Source organism: Stenotrophomonas sp. TWI1183, assembly GCF_039673115.1.
GTDB classification, from domain to species: Bacteria; Pseudomonadota; Gammaproteobacteria; order Xanthomonadales; family Xanthomonadaceae; genus Stenotrophomonas; species Stenotrophomonas maltophilia_AA.
The window spans coordinates 59,071-75,800 of record NZ_JBDJKZ010000005.1 but is presented as its reverse complement, the minus strand read 5'-3'; the positions used below and the strand labels follow the sequence as shown (position 1 = coordinate 75,800).

Genomic DNA, 16,730 nt, shown 5'->3' with positions numbered 1-16,730 from the left:
TTATATCGCGGCCCGCTGCATTGGCATGAATCGGCCCCTGCCCCCAACCATCGGCAGGGGGGCGATCGGCGCCCGGCTGTTAAGGTCGGGGGTTTGTATCAGCATAGGGACGGAACATGACACGCAACCATGGTCGACGCGCACCGCAATGGCGCCATACCTTGATCCTCGGCCTGGCCCTGCTGGCGGTGCCGCCGCTGGCGCTGGCCGCCGCCCCGGCCGCCAGGACCGCCGCGCAGGCCGTGGCCGCCAAGGGCGATCAGGGCGGCTACCAGCTGCCGTCGCCGGCCCTGCAGGCCGTGGTCGATGCGCCGCGTGCCCCGACCCTGAGCCTGTCCCCGCGCCGTGACCTGGCCGCGCTGCTGCAGACCCCGCCGCTGCCGTCGATCAACGACGTCGCCCAGCCCGAACTGAAGCTGGCCGGCCTGCGCATCAACCCGGCCACGCATTCGGCCAGCCGCTTCAGCTTCGCCGACAAGCTGTGGCTGATGAGCGTGGCCGACGGCAAGGAGCGTCAGATCACCGGACTGCCGCAGCCGTTGTCGATCGCCACGTTTGCCTGGTCGCCGGACCAGAAGTACATCGCCTTCAACCAGGTGCACGCCGCCACCGGGACCAATGAGCTGTGGATCGTCGATGTCGATGCCGGCTCGGCGCGCCGTCTGGTAGGTGATCTGAACACGGTGATGGGCGATGGCTACAGCTGGCAGCCCGACAGCCGCGGCCTGCTGGTGATGCAGCAGCTCAAGGGCCAGGGTCCGGCACCGGCCGCCGGCGGCATTCCGACCGGCCCGGCGATCCAGCAGACCGAGGCCGACGCCGGCGTCCGCACGATCCGCACCTACCAGGACATGCTCAAGAACGAGGCCGACGCGCGCCTGTTCGATTACTACGCCAGCGCGCAGCCGGCCAAGGTCGCGCTCAACGGCGTGACCACGCCGCTGTCCAGCGGTGGGGTCTACTGGGATGTCACCCCATCCCCGGATGGCCGCTACCTGCTGAGCGAGCGCGTCGTGCGCCCGTACTCCTACCTGGTGCCGGCGAGTGCGTTCGCGCGTCGCATCGAAGTGCTGTCCGCCGTGGACGGCAAGCTCGAACACACCGTCGCCAACCTGCCGTTGAAGGAAGGCCTGCCGACCGGCAACGATGCGGTGGCCACCGGCGTGCGCCGGATCGACTGGCGCGCCGATGCGCCGGCGACCCTGGTCTGGGCCGAAGCGCAGGACGGCGGCGACCCGAACCGCGAGGCCAAGGTGCGCGATGCGGTGCTGATGCAGGCCGCCCCCTTCGACACGCCGCCGGTCACGCTGGCGCAGCTGGGCAGCCGCTATGCGGGCATCCAGTGGGGCCGTGGCGATCTGGCCCTGCTCAACGAATCGTGGTGGAAGAACCGCGAGGTCAAGCAGTGGCGGATCGCACCAGATCAGCCGGAGAAGGCGGCCGAGCTGCTGTCGGCGCGCTCATCGCAGGACCGCTACAACGACCCGGGCCGCCCGGGCCTGGTGCGCGACGTCAACGGTCGCTCGCGTCTGCAGGTCAGTGCCGATGGCCGCAGCATCTTCCTGTACGGGCTGGGCGCCTCGCCGGAAGGCGACCGTCCGTTCGTGGACCGTTTCGATCTGGACAGCAAGCAGACCACGCGTCTGTTCCACTCGCAGGCCCCGTCCTATGCCGCGCCGGTGGCACTGCTCGACCAGGAAGGCACCTCGCTGCTGCTGACCCGTGAATCGCCCGATGAGCCGGCCAACTTCTACGTGCAGTCGCTGGCCGATGCCACCGCGGCGCCGACGGCGTTGACCCACTTCCAGCACCCGCTGCCGCAGCTGCGTGGGGTGAGCAAGGAGCAGATCCGCTACAAGCGCAACGATGGCGTCGACCTGACCGCCACGCTGATGCTGCCGCCGGGCTACAACGCGAAGAAGGACGGTCCGCTGCCGTTGCTGATGTGGGCCTACCCGGGCGAGTTCAAGACCGCCGAAGCCGCCAGCCAGGTGACTGACTCGCCGTACCGTTTCAACGCGATCAGCTACTGGGGCCCGCAGGCGTTCCTGGCCAAGGGCTACGCGGTGCTGGTCAGCCCGTCGATGCCGATCATCGGCGAGGGCGACAAGGAACCGAACGACACCTACCTGCCGCAGCTGATCGCCAATGCCGAGGCGGCCGTGAACGAAGTGGTGCGGCGTGGCGTGACCGATCGTGAGCACATCGCGATCGGCGGCCATTCCTATGGGGCGTTCATGACCGCCAACCTGCTCGCGCACACCCGCCTGTTCAAGGCCGGCATCGCCCGCAGCGGCGCGTACAACCGCACGCTGACCCCGTTCGGCTTCCAGGCCGAAGAGCGCAACTACTGGCAGGCGCAGGACGTCTACCAGAAGATGTCGCCGTTCAACTACGCCGACAGGATCAAAGACCCGATCCTCTTCATCCACGGCGTGGACGACAACAACTCCGGCACGTTCCCGATCCAGAGCGAGCGCATGTTCGCCGCGGTGAAGGGGCTGGGCGGCACCTCGCGGCTGGTGATGCTCCCGAACGAATCGCATGCCTACCGCGCGCGCGAATCGATCATGACCATGCTGGCGGAAAGCGAGCGCTGGCTGGAGCAGACCGTCGGCGAGGGCAAGCCGGTCAAGAAGAAGCGCTGACCACACCCGGCCGGTCCCGCCGCGGCGGGACCGGCTACGAGCCGATGCAGATCATGATCGTGGATGCCGACCGGTTGGCCGGCACGGAAAATGACGGGTAGGTACCGGCCGTTGGCCGGTACCAGAAATGATCGGCACCTGCCGGCCAGCGGCCGGCACTACCAGATGTAACTATTTGCGCGACGCAGCAACGACCCCAATGTGGGGTAGGCTTGAGCGGATTCCGTTCCCGAGGCCAGTGCGTCGCAGATGAACGAGTACCGTAGCAGCATCGTTTTTGCCACTCCCGATATTCCCCTGCGTGACGATGTACGCCGACTCGGCGCACTGGTCGGCGACCTGCTCGCCGAGCAGGTCTCCACGCAGTTTTTCGATGATGTGGAACAGGTGCGTACGCGCGCCATTGCCCGCCGCGAAAGCGACGCCCCCCTGTCCGATCTCAACGATGCACTGACCGGCCTGCCGCCGGCGCGCGCCGAAGCGATGGTGCGTGCGTTCAGTACCTATTTCCAGGTGGTGAACATCGCCGAGCGCGTGCACCGCATCCGCCGCCGACGCGACTACCAGCGCGCCGGTACTGCTACGCCGCAGCCGGATGGCCTGCAGGATGCACTGGTCAACCTCAAGGCGCAGGGCGTGACCCTGGCCGAACTGGCCGAGTGGCTGCCGCGCATCGACATCGAGCCGGTGTTCACCGCGCATCCGACCGAAGCGGTCCGCCGCGCGCTGCTGGAAAAAGAGCAGTTGATGGTGGCCAGCCTGGTCGACAACCTCGACGGCCAGCGCACGCCGGGTGAAGCCGCCGCCGATGCCGCGCGCTTCCGCATGGCGCTGACCGCCTCCTGGCAGACCACCGATTCTTCGCCGGTGCGCCCGACCGTGGAAGACGAGCGCGAACACGTCGGCTTCTATCTGGTGCAGGTGCTGTACCGGGTGATCCCGGTGCTGTACGAATCGCTGCAGCAGGCGCTGCTGGATACGTATGGCGAAGAACTGCCGCTGCCACGCCTGCTGCGCTTCGGCACGTGGGTGGGCGGCGACATGGACGGCAATCCGAACGTCGATGCCGGCACCATCCGCAATACGCTCGATGCCCAGCGCCAAGCCGTGCTCGGCCGCTACCAGAAAGACCTGCTGCAGCTGGCCAGTCTGCTCAGCCAGTCCACCGAACGGGTGGCAGTCAGCGATGAACTGCAGGCGCGCGTGGATCATTACAAGGCATTGCTGCCCAAGGTCACCTCGCGGCCGCGGCATGCCGACATGCCCTATCGCCTGCTCAACGACCGCATGCGTGCGCGCGTGCAGGCGACGATGGAGGACGCGGACGGTGCGTATGCATCGCCACAGGAACTGACCGACGACATCGAGCTGATCCTGCGCAGCCTGCACGACAACAAGGGCGACCACGCCGGCGGCTTCGCGGTGCGCCGCCTGCTGTGGCGGGTACGCACCTTCGGCTTCCACCTGGCGCGGTTGGATGTGCGCCAGGAATCCAGCGTGCATGGCCGCGCGCTGGCCAGTGTGCTGGATGGGCAGGACGCCTGGGACGCCGCCGATGCGGTTACCCGCGCGGCGCGCCTGGCCCCGTTCGCCAGTGGCGAGCAGGCACTGCCGGCGAGCAGCGAAGAGGGCGGGCAACGCCTGGATGCGGTGTTCGCGGCATTGGCCGATGCACGCCACCGGCACGGTGCCGACGCGCTGGGCAGCTACATCATCTCGATGGCGCATGACCGCAGCGATGTGCTCGCCGTTCTCGCGCTGGCGCGCCGCGGTGGCCTGGTGGATGACGCCGGCGCGGTGCCGCTCGACATCGCCCCGCTGTTTGAAACGGTGGACGATCTCAAGCGCGGCACGGATACCCTGCGTGATCTGCTCGCCGATCCGGTCTACCGCACGCACCTGGCGTCACGTGGCGATGTGCAGATGGTGATGCTCGGCTATTCGGACAGTGGCAAGGATGGTGGTATCGCGGCCTCGCGCTGGGGCCTGCAGCGCGCCCAGGTGGAACTGCTGGACGTCGCCGCCGAGAACGACATCCGGCTGACCTTCTTCCACGGCCGTGGCGGCTCGATCAGCCGCGGTGGCGGCAAGACCACGCACGCCGTGGATGCCTCGCCGCGCGGCAGCATCGATGGCCGCCTGCGCGTGACCGAACAGGGCGAAGTGATCCACCGCAAGTACGGCATCCGCGCGCTGGCGCTGCGTTCGCTGGAGCAGTCCACCGGTGCGGTGCTGCGCTCCAGCCTGCGGCCGCGCGCAGCGGAACCGCGCGAGGACCAGTGGCGCCCGGTGATGGACCTGATCGCGCAGAAGAGTGCGGAGGCGTACCGCGCGTTCGTCGGCCAGAAAGACTTCATGCAGTACTTCCGCCTGGCCACGCCGATCGACGTGATCGAGCGGATGACCTTGGGCTCACGCCCCTCGCGCCGTCTGGGCGAGGATGCCGCACTGACCAACCTGCGCGCGATTCCGTGGGTGTTCGCCTGGAGCCAGGCGCGTGCCGTGATCCCGGGTTGGTATGGGGTCGGCAGTGGCCTGCAGGCGGCGATCGACGCTGGCCACGAAGACATCCTGAAAGAGATGGCGCGCGACTGGCCGTTCTTCAGCACCTTCCTGGACGACATTGCGATGGTGCTGTCCAAGGGCGACCTGACCATCGCCGAGCAGTTCTCGCAGCTGTCCGGCGCGTTGCATGGCCGCTTCTTTCCGCAGATCCGGGGTGAACTCGAGCTCACCTCGCAGTGGATCCTCGCGCTGACCGGGCAGGACGAGCTGCTCCAGCACGATCAGCGCCTGGCGCTGTCGATCCGGCTGCGCAACCCCTACATCGATCCGATCAGCGTGCTGCAGGTGGACCTGCTGCGGCGCTGGCGCGACAGCGGGGGCGAAGACGATGACGTGCTGCGTGCGCTGGTGGCCTGCGTGAATGGTGTCTCGCAGGGCGTACAGAACACCGGGTAACCCATGACCGGTAGTGCCGGCCGCTGGCCGGCAGCCCGCGCCATCTGGCATGCATCGACCAACGGTCGATACCTACCGGGTAGGCCATGACCGTTGGTCATGGCGCATCGCCCGGCGCAGGCGGATTGGACGCCAGCAGCTCCAGGTGGCGCTGCTCCATCTCCTCGCGCAGCTGGCGGCGGATCAACGCGGCGGCGTGCCGGCGGCGTTCGTCGCTGGTGTCCAGTTGCAGTGGCGGTACCGGCGTGGGCTTGCCGTCCTCGTCCACCGCGACCATGGTGAAGAAGCAGCTGTTGGCATGGCGCACGCTGCGCTTGAGGATGTCCTCGGCCACCACCTTGACCCCGATCTCCATCGAGGAGGTGCCGGTGTAGTTCACCGAGGCCAGGAAGGTGACCAGCTCGCCGACCGCGATCGGCTGGCGGAACATCACCTGGTCCACCGAGAGCGTGACCACGTAGCTGCCGGCATAGCGGCTGGCACAGGCGTAGGCGACCTGGTCGAGCAGGCGCAGCACCGCACCGCCGTGTACCTTGCCGGAGAAATTGGCCATGTCCGGCGACATCAGCACGGTCATGGACAGCTGGTTGGATTTGAATTCGGGCATGGGCCGATTGTAGCGGCCGATCGGAGGCCCGGTAGTGCCGGCCGCTGGCCGACAACCAGGCAGATCCTGCCGGACGTCACGAGGTTGCCGGCCAGCGGCCGGCACTACCGCAAAAGATGAAGGGCCGCTTGCGCGGCCCTTCGTGTTTCTTATTTCAGCTTCGCATCCGCGCGCAGGGCGGCGGCGCGATCGGTCTTCTCCCAGGAGAAGGCGGTCGCGTTGACCTGTTCGCCAGCACCGTTGGTGTAGCTGAACTCCTTGGCCTTGCGGCCGAAGTGGCCGTAGGCGGCGGTCTGCTGGTACATCGGGTGGATCAGGTCCAGCATCTGGATGATGCCGTACGGGCGCAGGTCGAAATGCTTGCGGATCAGCTTTTCGATCTTGTCATCGCTGATCTTGCCGGTGCCGAAGGTGGTGACCGAGATCGAGGTCGGCTCGGCCACGCCGATGGCGTAGGAGACCTGCACTTCGCAACGGTCGGCCAGGCCGGCGGCAACGACGTTCTTGGCGACGTAACGGGCCGCGTAGGCGGCCGAACGGTCGACCTTGGACGGATCCTTGCCCGAGAACGCACCACCACCGTGACGGGCCCAGCCGCCGTAGGTGTCGACGATGATCTTGCGGCCGGTCAGGCCACAGTCGCCCACCGGGCCGCCGATCTCGAACTTGCCGGTCGGGTTGATGTGGAACTTGGTGCCCTTGTGCAGCCACTTGGCCGGCAGCACCGGCTTGATGATCTCTTCGCGGACGGCCTCGATGAGGTCCTTCTGCTTCACGCCCGGGGCGTGCTGGGTCGACAGCACCACCGCGTCGATGGCCGAGACGGCGCCGTTTTCATAGCGCAGGGTGACCTGGCTCTTGGCGTCCGGGCGCAGCCAGGACAGCGGCGAGTTCTTCTTCTTGCGGATCTTGGCCTGCTGCTCGACCAGGCGGTGCGACAGGTGGATCGCGGCCGGCATGTAGCTGTCGGTCTCGTTGGTGGCATAGCCGAACATCAGGCCCTGGTCGCCAGCGCCCATTTCTTCGGGCTTCTTGCGGTCCACGCCCTGGGCGATGTGCGGCGACTGCTTGCCGATCAGGTTCAGCACGCCGCAGGTCGCGCCGTCGAAACCGACGTCGGAGCTGTCGTAGCCGATGTCCAGGATCACCTTGCGGGTCAAGGCTTCCAGGTCGATCCAGGCGCTGGTGGTGATTTCACCGGCGACGATCGCCACGCCAGTCTTGACCATGGTTTCGCAGGCCACGCGCGCACGCTTGTCCTGGGTCAGGATCGCGTCCAGCACCGCATCGGAGATCTGGTCGGCAATCTTGTCCGGATGGCCTTCGGAGACCGATTCGGAGGTGAACAGGTAGCTGGACATCAGGCGTAATATCCTTTGATTCGGATGGAAAGATGGGCGCGAATGATACACGGCAAGTCGCGCACTTGCATTGTGCGCCAGCACGGGTTGCCCGTGGTTAAGCCCGCGTGCCCGTCGCAGGGCCCGGTGTGACGGGATTGAGGGCCAGCGTCACCGCCCAGTGTTCCACCAGCGTGACAGTGGGCGGCAGCGGTCCGCAGCCCGGGCCTCCCGGCGCCCAAGGGCCGCGCAGCCGGCGCACAAGCCGCGGCCGATCGTCATCCCGCTGTCGTTGAACCGCCATCGGCTTGTCGTGCGTCTGGCGCAGGCTTCGGCGCATCCGGCCGCCGGGCATGAGGAGTACGCCATGCAGGATTTCGAGCAGCGCGACGTGCGGGAGGCCGCCAAGCGGCCCGTGACGACCCTGGCGCCCCATCGGCGGGCCGTCTTCCTTTCCGACGTGCACCTGGGCTCACGCCACTGCCACGCCGCCGAACTGGCCCGGTTCCTGGCCGACCTGCGCTGCGAGCGCCTCTATCTGGTGGGCGACATCATCGACCTGTGGTGGATGGCACACCGCCGGGCCAGTTGGCGGCCGGCCCACAGCGACGTGATCCAGGCCCTGCACGCGCTGCAGCGGGCGGGCACCGAGATCATCTACATCCCCGGCAACCACGATGCCTCGCTGCGCAAGGTCTGCGGGCTGATGCTGCCGGCCATGCAGGTGCGTCGCCGGGCGATCCACGTGACCGCCGACGGGCGGCGTCTGCTGGTCGTGCACGGCGACGACTACGACGGCATCACCCACTTCGGCGGCCTGCAGGAAAAGTTCGGCGACTGGCTGTATTACCGCATCCTCACCGGCAACCACCTGCTCAATGCGGCGCGGCGGCGGCTCGGCCAGCGCTACTGGTCCCTGTCCGAATTCCTGAAGAAGCGCAGCGGCGCGGCCGAGCGCTACATCGAGCGCTTCGTCCAGGCCGGGCTGGACGACGTGCGCCGGCGCGGCCTGGATGGCATCGTCTGCGGGCACATCCACCGCGCGGCGCTGGTGGAGCGCGACGGACTGATCTATGCCAACGACGGCGACTGGGTCGAAAGCCTGACCGTGCTCGCCGAGGATCCGGACGGCACCCTGCGACTGCTGGATCACACCGGGCGGACCCTGGTGGCGCTGCCCGGCAACGCCGCATGGGCCAGAGCCGCCTGAGCACGACGCCCCCGGCGCACGCACGCTCGCGGCTGCTAGCATCGGCCGATGGACTCCTTTACCCAGATCGTACTCGGCGGCGCAGTGGCCGCCGCCATCGCCCCGGCCGGCCATCGCCGCGCTGCTCTGTTGGCCGGTGCCGCACTCGGCACCCTGCCGGACCTGGACGCGCTGGTGCTGGCCTTCACTGCTGCCGATCCGGTGGCGCTGATGGTCGAGCACCGCAGTTACAGCCACTCGCTGCTGGTGCTGCCGTGGGTCGCCGCGCTGATCTGGTGGCTGTTCAAACGCTTTGGTCACGGCCGCGTGGCGCAGGCGCCGGGCCGCTGGTTCTGGGCGATCCTGCTGGCGCTGATCACCCATCCGCTGCTGGATGCCTTCACCGTCTACGGTACCCAGCTGTGGTGGCCGTTCACCCCGCACCCCACGATGTGGGCCAGCGTCTTCATCATCGACCCGCTGTACACGGTGTGGCTGCTGATCGCCTGCGCGGTGGCGTGGTTCGCGCGGGCGCGGCCGTTGGCGCAGAAGGCGCTGGTGGCCGGCCTGGTGCTCAGCAGTGGCTACCTGGGCTGGTCGCTGCTGGCCAAGCACACCGTTGATCGTGAAGCTGATCGTGTGCTGGCCGCGATGGGGCTGGGCGATGCGCCGCGCTTCTCGGTGGCGATGCCGTTCAACACGCTGCTCTGGCAGGTCGTCGCGATGACGCCCAACGGCTACGTGATCGGCGAGCGCTCGCTGATCGCCGACCGTGGCCCGATGACCTTCGAGGGCCATCCCTCCAACGTGCAGGCCCTGCGCCAGGCGGCCACGCTGCCGGCCGTGCAACGACTGAACTGGTTCAACCGCGGCTTCATGCGTGCGCAGGTGGTCGATGGCGAGCTGCGGCTCAGCGACCTGCGCATGGGCCTGGAGCCGGACTACACCTTCACCTTCGCGGTGGCGCGGGCCGACGGCGAAGGCTGGGCGGCGATCACGCCGCGACAGCTGCGTCCGGCGTATGAAGGGGAGCAGGGCAGGGCGATGGTGAAACGCCGGTTCGCGGCGATGTGGCAACGCATCTGGCACGCACCGACGAACGCCGAGGTCATCGCACCCAAGGCAGGATGGACGGAGGCACCGTGACCGAGCGGTTCGACATGGAAATCAATGGCACGCGCTACACCCGGCTGGCCGATGTGCCGCCGGAGTATCGCGCCCTGTTGCTGGAGCTCACCCCGGGCCGGTCCGCCGAGCAGCCGGCGGTGCCGTTGCGCGAGATCATGCGCAAGGCCAAGGCGCAGCCGGACCGCGAACGCCAGCAGCAGGTGCTGCTGGACGAGCTGCGCAAGGTCGATCCCGAACGCGCGCGACGCATGCAGAACAAGATCACCGAGCGCAGCCAGCGGCCGGCCACCGGTACGCTGGAAGTGGGCAGCACGCCGACCGCACGGCCGCGCGAAGGCGCCCGCAACACCGTCGGTGGCAGCACGGTGGCCCCGGGGGACCGGGGCGGACTCGGTATCTGGTTGCTGCTGGCCGCTGCGGTCGTGGTGACCGTGATCGCCTGGGCCACGCGGTAGGTCCGCGACGCGATCAGTACACGGTCGCGCGGGCCTGCACGAAGGAGAAGAAGAACACCGCGTTCGGGTCGTTCTGGACCAGGCTGAACTCGCGGCGCATGCCGTCCACCGTCTCCTGGTCGACCAGACCGGCTTCCAGCAGCGGATCGGCGGCCGACAACAGCAGCTGCTCCCAGAACGCGATCATGGTCTTGCGACGCGCCGGTTCGCGGTTGTCCAGGTGGATGGTCTTGATCTCGGTGTGCACGTCGCGGAAGCCGCCGGCCAGCAGCAGGTTGCCGAGCTTGGCGCCGACGAACGGATCGCCCCCGTGGTCGTACTGGAAATCATTGAAGGCCATCCAGTAGCGCCAGATGTGCGGCGAATACGGATCGAGCAGGAACGAGGCGTTCATCACTTCGGTGACATACACCGGCGAGCCGGGCACCAGCACGCGGCGCACTTCGTTGAGTACCCGCGCCGGTGACGGCACATGCTCCAGCACCCAGCACAGGAACGCCGAGTCGAACTCGCGGGCGCCGAACGGCAGGTTGCCGGCATCGGCCTGCAGCAGCGTGTAACGCTCGCGGCACCACGGCGTCTTGGCCAGGTTGGTGGCGGCGGTGGCGAGCTGCGTCTCGCTCAGGTCCACGCCGGTGACATGCAGCTCCGGGAAGCGCCGCAGCAGGATGTCCGTCTGTGCCCCGACGCCGCTGCCGACTTCCAGCAGACGCTGCGCGCCGCTGTAATCGATGCCGCTGAAGATGCTCGATTCGAACAGGCGCGACTGGGTGACCAGGCGGTGCTGCTCGGTGTCGGAGAAGCCGTGGAGGTAGGTCGGTGCAGTGATCGGCGGGGTCATGGCGGAAGGCTCAGGCAGCGGACGACAACGGCTCGCCGGCAGCGAGGGCATCGAAATAGTCGGTGGTCAGGGCGACCTGGCTGGCGGCGTCCTCGGCGCGGTTGACCACCGCACGGAAGGCGGCGTTCTCCGGCCGGTCCTTGGCGTACCAGCCCAGGTGCTTGCGCGCGATGCGCACGCCCTGCTGCTCGCCGTAGAAATCGTGCAATGCGTGCAGGTGCCCCAGCAGCAGGTCGCGTACCTCGGCGATCGAGGGCGGCGCCAGCAGCGCGCCGGTGGCCAGGTAGTGCGCCACCTCGCGGAAGATCCACGGGCGCCCCTGGGCGGCACGCCCGATCATCACCGCGTCCACGCCGGTCTGCTTCAGCACCTGCGCGGCTTTCTGCGGTGAATCGATGTCGCCATTGGCGATCACCGGAATGCGCAGCGCGGCCTTGATCGCGGCGATGGTCTCGTATTCGGCGGTGCCGGTGTAGTGCTGGTCGCGGGTACGGCCATGCACGGCCAGCGCGGCGATGCCGCTGTCTTCGGCGATGCGCGCGATCAGCGGGCCATTGCGGTGGTCGCAATCCCAGCCGGTGCGGATCTTCAGCGTGACCGGCACGTCCACCGCGTTGACCACGGCGGTGAGGATGCGCGCGACCAGGTCTTCATCGCGCATCAGGGCCGAGCCGGCCCAGGCGTTGCAGACCTTCTTGGCCGGGCAGCCCATGTTGATGTCGATGATCTGCGCGCCGTGGTCCACGTTGTAGCGCGCCGCCTCGGCCAGCTGCTGCGGCTCGGTACCGGCGATCTGCACGCTGATCGGGTCCGGCTCGCCGGCATGGTCCATGCGGTGGAGCGATTTGCGGGTGTTCCAGAAGCGCGGATCGGAGATGGTCATCTCCGAGGCGGCCAGACCCGCGCCCAGCCGTTTGCACAGCAGGCGGAAGGGCTTGTCGGTGACACCGGCCATCGGCGCCAGCACCACGTTGGGCTGGATGTTGTAGGGGCCAATCTGCATGTGCGCATTGTAGTGCCGGCCGCTGGCCCGCAACCAAGCAGACACCGACGCGCGTTCAGGCCGATCCGGAAGGGCCTGATGCGCTCCAGTCATGAGCATATGCTTGACGATTGCTTCCACCGCCCCCAGCGGCGGCTGATGCTGGCGGGTTACCGGTCGCGGTCATGCGCAAAAACGTACCGACCAACGGTCGCGCTCAGGGCGCCGGACCACAGGCATAGGCCAGCACGGCCAGATGCCGCTGCGGGTCGAGCCCGAGCAGGGCCAGCACGGCGGCGTCCTCGAACGAGCCGATCGCGCAGCCGGCGGCATGCATCGCCGCCACTTCCTGCCCCAGCGCCCCCAGCCAGACCCCGGCCTCGATCAACACGAAGCGGCCACCGCGTTCGCCGTACTTGGCCAGCGTGCCGGCCGGTTCGGCGATCAGGAACAGCACGGCCGCCGGCCGCTCCGGCCAGTCCACGCCGAGCAGCGTGGACAGCGCCGGCCATGCCGGGCAGGGCGCCACCGGCACCAGCGCATGCCCGATCGGGTCGTACCAATGGATGCCCGGTTCTGCGGCGATCGCATCGTCGGTGCCGTAGAGCGCGGCATACGCCTGGATCGGGTACTTGGCACCGCCGGACGGCAGCCGCCGCGTGTCACTGTCGCCGGGCCGGGCCCGCAGCGGGGCAAGCACGCGCCCGAGTTCCTGCGCGCCCCAGCGTGCGTCACCGAAACGACGGCCACTGTGGCGCTGCGCCAGGGCATCGCCGGGGTGTACCGGGTCTGGCAGGGCGACGCCGGCCGCTGCATGCAAGGGCCGCGGCGGCGACCAGGCGCGTGCGGCATCCTCGGCGATGCGCGCGCGCATCACTTCAGCGCGCGCGGGATTGAGCTCGCCGTTGTGCCAGAACAGATGGAACAGCGGGGCATCCTGCCAGGGGGAAGGCGGTGACGGCATGCGGTTCTCGGGGATCAGCCCAATGGATGCGGGAAGGGGTTCGGAAACGCGCCGCTGTGCGGCACGCCGGGGTACCGCCAGGCCACGTCCTGGCAACGGCCGCCGAGGAACGGCGCACGCTCGTCGGCATGCAGGCCGCTGAGCTGCGGCGACAGCACCCGCATCACCCGCAGGCCGGCCGCGGCCACATCGGCGGTGGTCAACTCGCGGTAGTACAGCGTGATGCCGGCATGGCCCAGCCGGCGCCGCAGCAGATCGAGCTCGGCGATGGCGCGCGGCGCAGCGGGACGCATCACCTCGCCTGGTGGCGGCAGCTGCAACGTGCTGTCGCCCGCCTCCCGCAGCAGCGGCAGCTGCGGCCACAGATCCGGGCGCAGAGTGTAGAACGCGGCATGTTCGTCAAAGCTGCGCAGTGCCGCCGGTTCACGCGGAAGCCGCGCGCTTTCGCGGCCACACAGATGCGCGGCGAAGGTCAGCGCCTGCTGCCATTCCAGCAGCGCCTTGTGCAGCGCCTCACCCGGATCGGCGCGGCAGGCGATGCCGAGGACGTGCCGGGCGCGGCCTTCGAACGGGATGCCGCCCGCGACCGCGATCACCGGGTGCGGGTTCCAGTGCTGTGTCAGGTCGAAGGCCCGCAGTTCGCCCCCGCGCGCGTCTGCGAATGCCTGCCATTGGGCGGGCAGCGCGATTCTCCGGCCGGCCACGCCGTTGAGCCAGGTCACCGCCAGCGCATCGCGCTCCAGCAGCTCCTGGGCCGCGCGCAGCAGCGCCAGCCAGGCGCCATCGCGGCCATCCCGCCAGGCCGCCAGGCCACTGGACGTCGACGGCAGTCGCGCCTGGCCGCTGCGCGGCCCCAGTCCGACCAGTTCCTGCGGCACCCAGGCCACCCGGTTGTCATCCAGCGCATGCACCGCCGCGAACAGATCGTCGTCGCGTTCGGGCATCGGCCATGGAAAACCCGGCGTTGCACGTTGGCGGGCCGAGAACAGCGCGAAGGCCGATTCGTCCAGGCGTTGTGCGGGCGTCAGCGCATCGCGGCGCCGCACTTCCAGGCTCGCCTGCGCCGCCGCCAGTCGCTCCAGGGCTTCGGCGACCGCGCCATCGGCGGCCGCATCGGCCTCCAGCGCGACCGCCCCCGAAACGCCCTGCCAGGGATTGGCCGGGTCGGCCGGGGTGGCGGCATTGTGTACGCGCCGTCCCTCGAACAAGGGGCCGGTGGCATCGCAGGGGTTGGCCTCGATCGGCTGGGCCGGGCGCACCAGACCGCAGCGCGGACGCGCCGCGCCATGCAGCAGGTGCGACGACAGCGTGGGCGTGTCCAGCGCCGCCGCCTGCTCGGCGGCGCGGCTCATTTCAACACGCTCAGCCAGAGCATCATCTCGAGCGCGCCGACGGCGAACAGGCCCAGCAGCAGCCCGATGGCGATGCCGATGCCGCGCCCGAGCGAACGCCCCGCGCGTTCGTAGACGAGGGCATAGATGCCCAGATACAGCCCGACGGCGACGAACAGCCCGAAGATCGGGTTGGAGGTGCTCATGAAAATGCCACCGCCGATCGCGGCCAGCGGCAAGGCAAACAGGCCCAGCAGCACCCGGCTCGTGCGGCTCAGACCGGCCGTCGGCACTGTAGGCGTGGCTGACGCTGATGCCGTCTCCGGACGGTCCGGCTCCGCAGCAAGCGGCGGCTCCGGGAGCGGGGGAGGCTGCGGGGCGTGAACACCGGTGCCGGTATCGACGGGAACTGCCGTGGCGTGCGCTTCGCTGCTGTTGGCGGCGGGCGCAACGGGGTCCAGCCTGCCGAGCACCACGGCGGACAGCACCGAGGTGCCGAGCAGGGTGACGACGCAGGAACTGCAGGTGGTCGAGGTCGAGCCGCCGCCTGCGGCGGCAAGGTCCTGGCGCGAAGCACTGGCATCGAACTGGGTCGGCAGGCGATACATGGGGTCACTCCCTTGACCGAGGCGGAAACGCCCGGCGCGGGAGGCACATTATCACGGGCGCGCGGCGTCCCAAGGCAGCGGCAGCGGTGCCGGCAGCGACGCCTCGCCGCCCTGGCAGGCAGGGCACCACGGCAGCCGCAGCACCCGGTCGCGCTCCCCGTGCAGGCGATGCAGGTCGAGCCAGACGCTGCGTTCGAGATAGCCCAGCAACAGCTGGGGCTGATCCAGCAAGGGGGCGACCAGCGCCGCGATCCGCGCCGGCTGCGCCGCGACGGCGGGCAGCGCCGGCACCACGGCGTCGCCCCAGCGGCGCAGCACCCGGTTGCCCAGGCAATACACGCAGGCGCTCTGGCCCGGCACCACATAGGGCCCGAGCGCGAGCGTGTGGTGATAACTGAGGTCGAGCAGCAGATGCGGCTGTGCCGGCATCCGTGCGCGGTAACGGGTGAGGGCCTGTTCCCAGCCGAGCCCATGCCGGACCAGGACCAGCAGATCGGCGTCCGCAACGGCATCCACGCGCTGCAGATCCGCGCTCGCGTGCTGGTCGAAGGCGTCGGCCAATCCGGGCAGGGGTTCGCCGAGCCAATCGATCGCATAGCGGCGCACGCTGCGCACCGCCTGCAGCGGCACCAATACACCGAGGCGTATCAACTGGCGGACCGCCGGGCCACAGTCGGGATCGTTCTCGAGTATCGCCAGCGTGTCGTCCTGCCAGTGGCCGAGGATTCGATCGACGACCGTCGGCGTATCCGCCTCATCGACCACGTAGAGCTCGTCGGCGCCACCGGAGACCAGCAGCAGCGGGCGCTGCGCATGGGTCTGCGAGAACACGGCCCAGGCCGGATTGCGCGTCCAGCGCAGTGCGTCCGCGTGTGGGCCTGCGTGTTGCTGACTGCCTGCTGCTGCCACTGCGTACAGTCCCTGTATCCGCGAAAGCGCAAGGATAGCGGCAAACAGGCGTGCCACGTTCTGCTAGGGTGCGCGCGTGCCCCTACCGCCCCATGCCAACCCTTCGGTCTCCCAGCCGCCCTGGCGCGAGGCCATGCTGTGGATGCTGCTGCTCGGCGCGATGTTCATCCACGGCTACAGCTGGACCAACCACTGGGCCGCCAGCCAGGCGCAGACGTACAGCCTGCACGGTCGCTGGGACGAGGTGATGCCGTTCTGGGCCTGGACGATCTTGCCGTACCTGGCGCTGAACCTGCTGTACCCGCTGACGTTCTTCCTCTGCCCGACCCGATCCGCCCTGCGCCGCCATGCGCTGGCCATCGCGCTGGTGCAGGCCGCCTGCATGCTCGCCTTCGTGTGCTGGCCGACCGGCAACGTGCGTGTTTTGCCGCAGCCGGATGGCGTGAGCGGGCTGTTGTTCGCACAGCTGCGCGCGTTCGAGGCGCCGTTCAACATGGCGCCGTCGCTGCATGCCGCGGTATTGGTGGTGGTCTGGCAGGCATGGCGGCAGTGGCTGCAGGCCGATGCGAGGGCACTGCGCTGGCTGTGGCACGGCGCGTGTGGGCTGATCCTGCTCTCGACGCTCACCACCTGGCAGCACGATCTGCTGGACGTGCTTGCCGGACTCCTGGTCGGCGCGCTGGCGCTGTGGATCACGCGCTGTATGCCGACGTCGCGCGGGCCTGATAGCTGACCGGCGCGAGACGGCGAGGCACAAAAAAGGCCAG

General features: G+C 68.8%; 14 protein-coding genes. 6 read left to right on the top strand and 8 right to left on the bottom strand.

The features are described 5' to 3' along the window. Positions 1-116: 116 nt before the first annotated feature. Complete coding sequence (locus tag ABE434_RS06780) at positions 117-2,648, top strand: prolyl oligopeptidase family serine peptidase (RefSeq protein WP_346478283.1); 2,532 nt, start codon at positions 117-119, stop codon at positions 2,646-2,648. A 249-nt stretch (positions 2,649-2,897) separates the two neighbouring features. Next, a complete protein-coding gene (gene ppc / locus ABE434_RS06775) occupies positions 2,898-5,609 on the top strand; it encodes a phosphoenolpyruvate carboxylase (protein ID WP_346478282.1) in 2,712 nt (903 codons plus the stop codon). A 97-nt stretch (positions 5,610-5,706) separates the two neighbouring features. Here the strand turns inward: ppc and ABE434_RS06770 are convergent, their stop codons facing one another. Both ABE434_RS06770 and metK read right to left on the bottom strand, forming a co-directional pair. Next, the gene (locus tag ABE434_RS06770; protein WP_179460780.1) at positions 5,707-6,216 is read right to left on the bottom strand and encodes an acyl-CoA thioesterase; all 510 of its coding nucleotides are present in this window, start codon (positions 6,214-6,216) and stop codon (positions 5,707-5,709) included. 149 nt (positions 6,217-6,365) lie between these two features. Then, positions 6,366-7,577 carry a methionine adenosyltransferase gene (gene metK, locus ABE434_RS06765; protein ID WP_019182462.1) on the bottom strand — a complete coding sequence of 404 codons (1,212 nt, stop codon included), beginning with the start codon at positions 7,575-7,577 and terminating at the stop codon, positions 6,366-6,368. A gap of 346 nt (positions 7,578-7,923) precedes the next feature. Between metK and ABE434_RS06760 the strand changes: the two genes are divergently transcribed. From ABE434_RS06760 to ABE434_RS06750, 3 genes are read left to right on the top strand one after another with little or no spacing between them, the layout of a single operon-like run. Then, positions 7,924-8,766 (top strand): UDP-2,3-diacylglucosamine diphosphatase, encoded by an 843-nt coding sequence (locus ABE434_RS06760; RefSeq protein WP_346478281.1) that lies wholly within the window; start codon positions 7,924-7,926, stop codon positions 8,764-8,766. Positions 8,767-8,814: 48 nt separating this feature from the next. Next, positions 8,815-9,891: a metal-dependent hydrolase gene (locus ABE434_RS06755; RefSeq protein ID WP_346478280.1), complete on the top strand. Its 1,077-nt coding sequence runs from the start codon at positions 8,815-8,817 to the stop codon at positions 9,889-9,891. Next, positions 9,888-10,328 (top strand): hypothetical protein, encoded by a 441-nt coding sequence (locus tag ABE434_RS06750; RefSeq protein WP_346478279.1) that lies wholly within the window; start codon positions 9,888-9,890, stop codon positions 10,326-10,328. Before ABE434_RS06755 ends, ABE434_RS06750 begins: the two co-directional genes overlap by 4 nt. Positions 10,329-10,341: 13 nt before the next feature. Here the strand turns inward: ABE434_RS06750 and ABE434_RS06745 are convergent, their stop codons facing one another. From ABE434_RS06745 to ABE434_RS06720, 6 genes are all read right to left on the bottom strand, one after another. Next, entirely contained in the window at positions 10,342-11,169 is an 828-nt protein-coding gene (locus ABE434_RS06745) for a methyltransferase domain-containing protein (RefSeq protein WP_176990373.1), read from the bottom strand. Positions 11,170-11,179: 10 nt separating this feature from the next. After that, positions 11,180-12,172, bottom strand: a complete 993-nt coding sequence (dusB, locus tag ABE434_RS06740; RefSeq protein ID WP_179460784.1) for a tRNA dihydrouridine synthase DusB — start codon at positions 12,170-12,172, stop codon at positions 11,180-11,182. 196 nt (positions 12,173-12,368) lie between these two features. Further along, positions 12,369-13,115 carry a SagB/ThcOx family dehydrogenase gene (locus ABE434_RS06735; protein ID WP_346478278.1) on the bottom strand — a complete coding sequence of 249 codons (747 nt, stop codon included), beginning with the start codon at positions 13,113-13,115 and terminating at the stop codon, positions 12,369-12,371. A 14-nt stretch (positions 13,116-13,129) separates the two neighbouring features. Beyond that, on the bottom strand, positions 13,130-14,467 hold the full coding sequence (locus ABE434_RS06730) for a YcaO-like family protein (RefSeq protein WP_346478277.1): 1,338 nt from the start codon (positions 14,465-14,467) through the stop codon (positions 13,130-13,132). Continuing rightward, a complete protein-coding gene (locus tag ABE434_RS06725) occupies positions 14,464-15,054 on the bottom strand; it encodes a hypothetical protein (protein WP_346478276.1) in 591 nt (196 codons plus the stop codon). The genes ABE434_RS06730 and ABE434_RS06725 overlap by 4 nt, the downstream gene beginning before the upstream one ends. A 51-nt stretch (positions 15,055-15,105) precedes the next feature. Then, positions 15,106-15,885: a hypothetical protein gene (locus tag ABE434_RS06720; protein ID WP_346478275.1), complete on the bottom strand. Its 780-nt coding sequence runs from the start codon at positions 15,883-15,885 to the stop codon at positions 15,106-15,108. Between the two features lie 211 nt (positions 15,886-16,096). Here ABE434_RS06720 and ABE434_RS06715 point away from each other — a divergent pair, with 211 nt between their 5' ends. Next, positions 16,097-16,696 (top strand): phosphatase PAP2 family protein, encoded by a 600-nt coding sequence (locus ABE434_RS06715; RefSeq protein WP_346478274.1) that lies wholly within the window; start codon positions 16,097-16,099, stop codon positions 16,694-16,696. Positions 16,697-16,730: the final 34 nt, after the last annotated feature.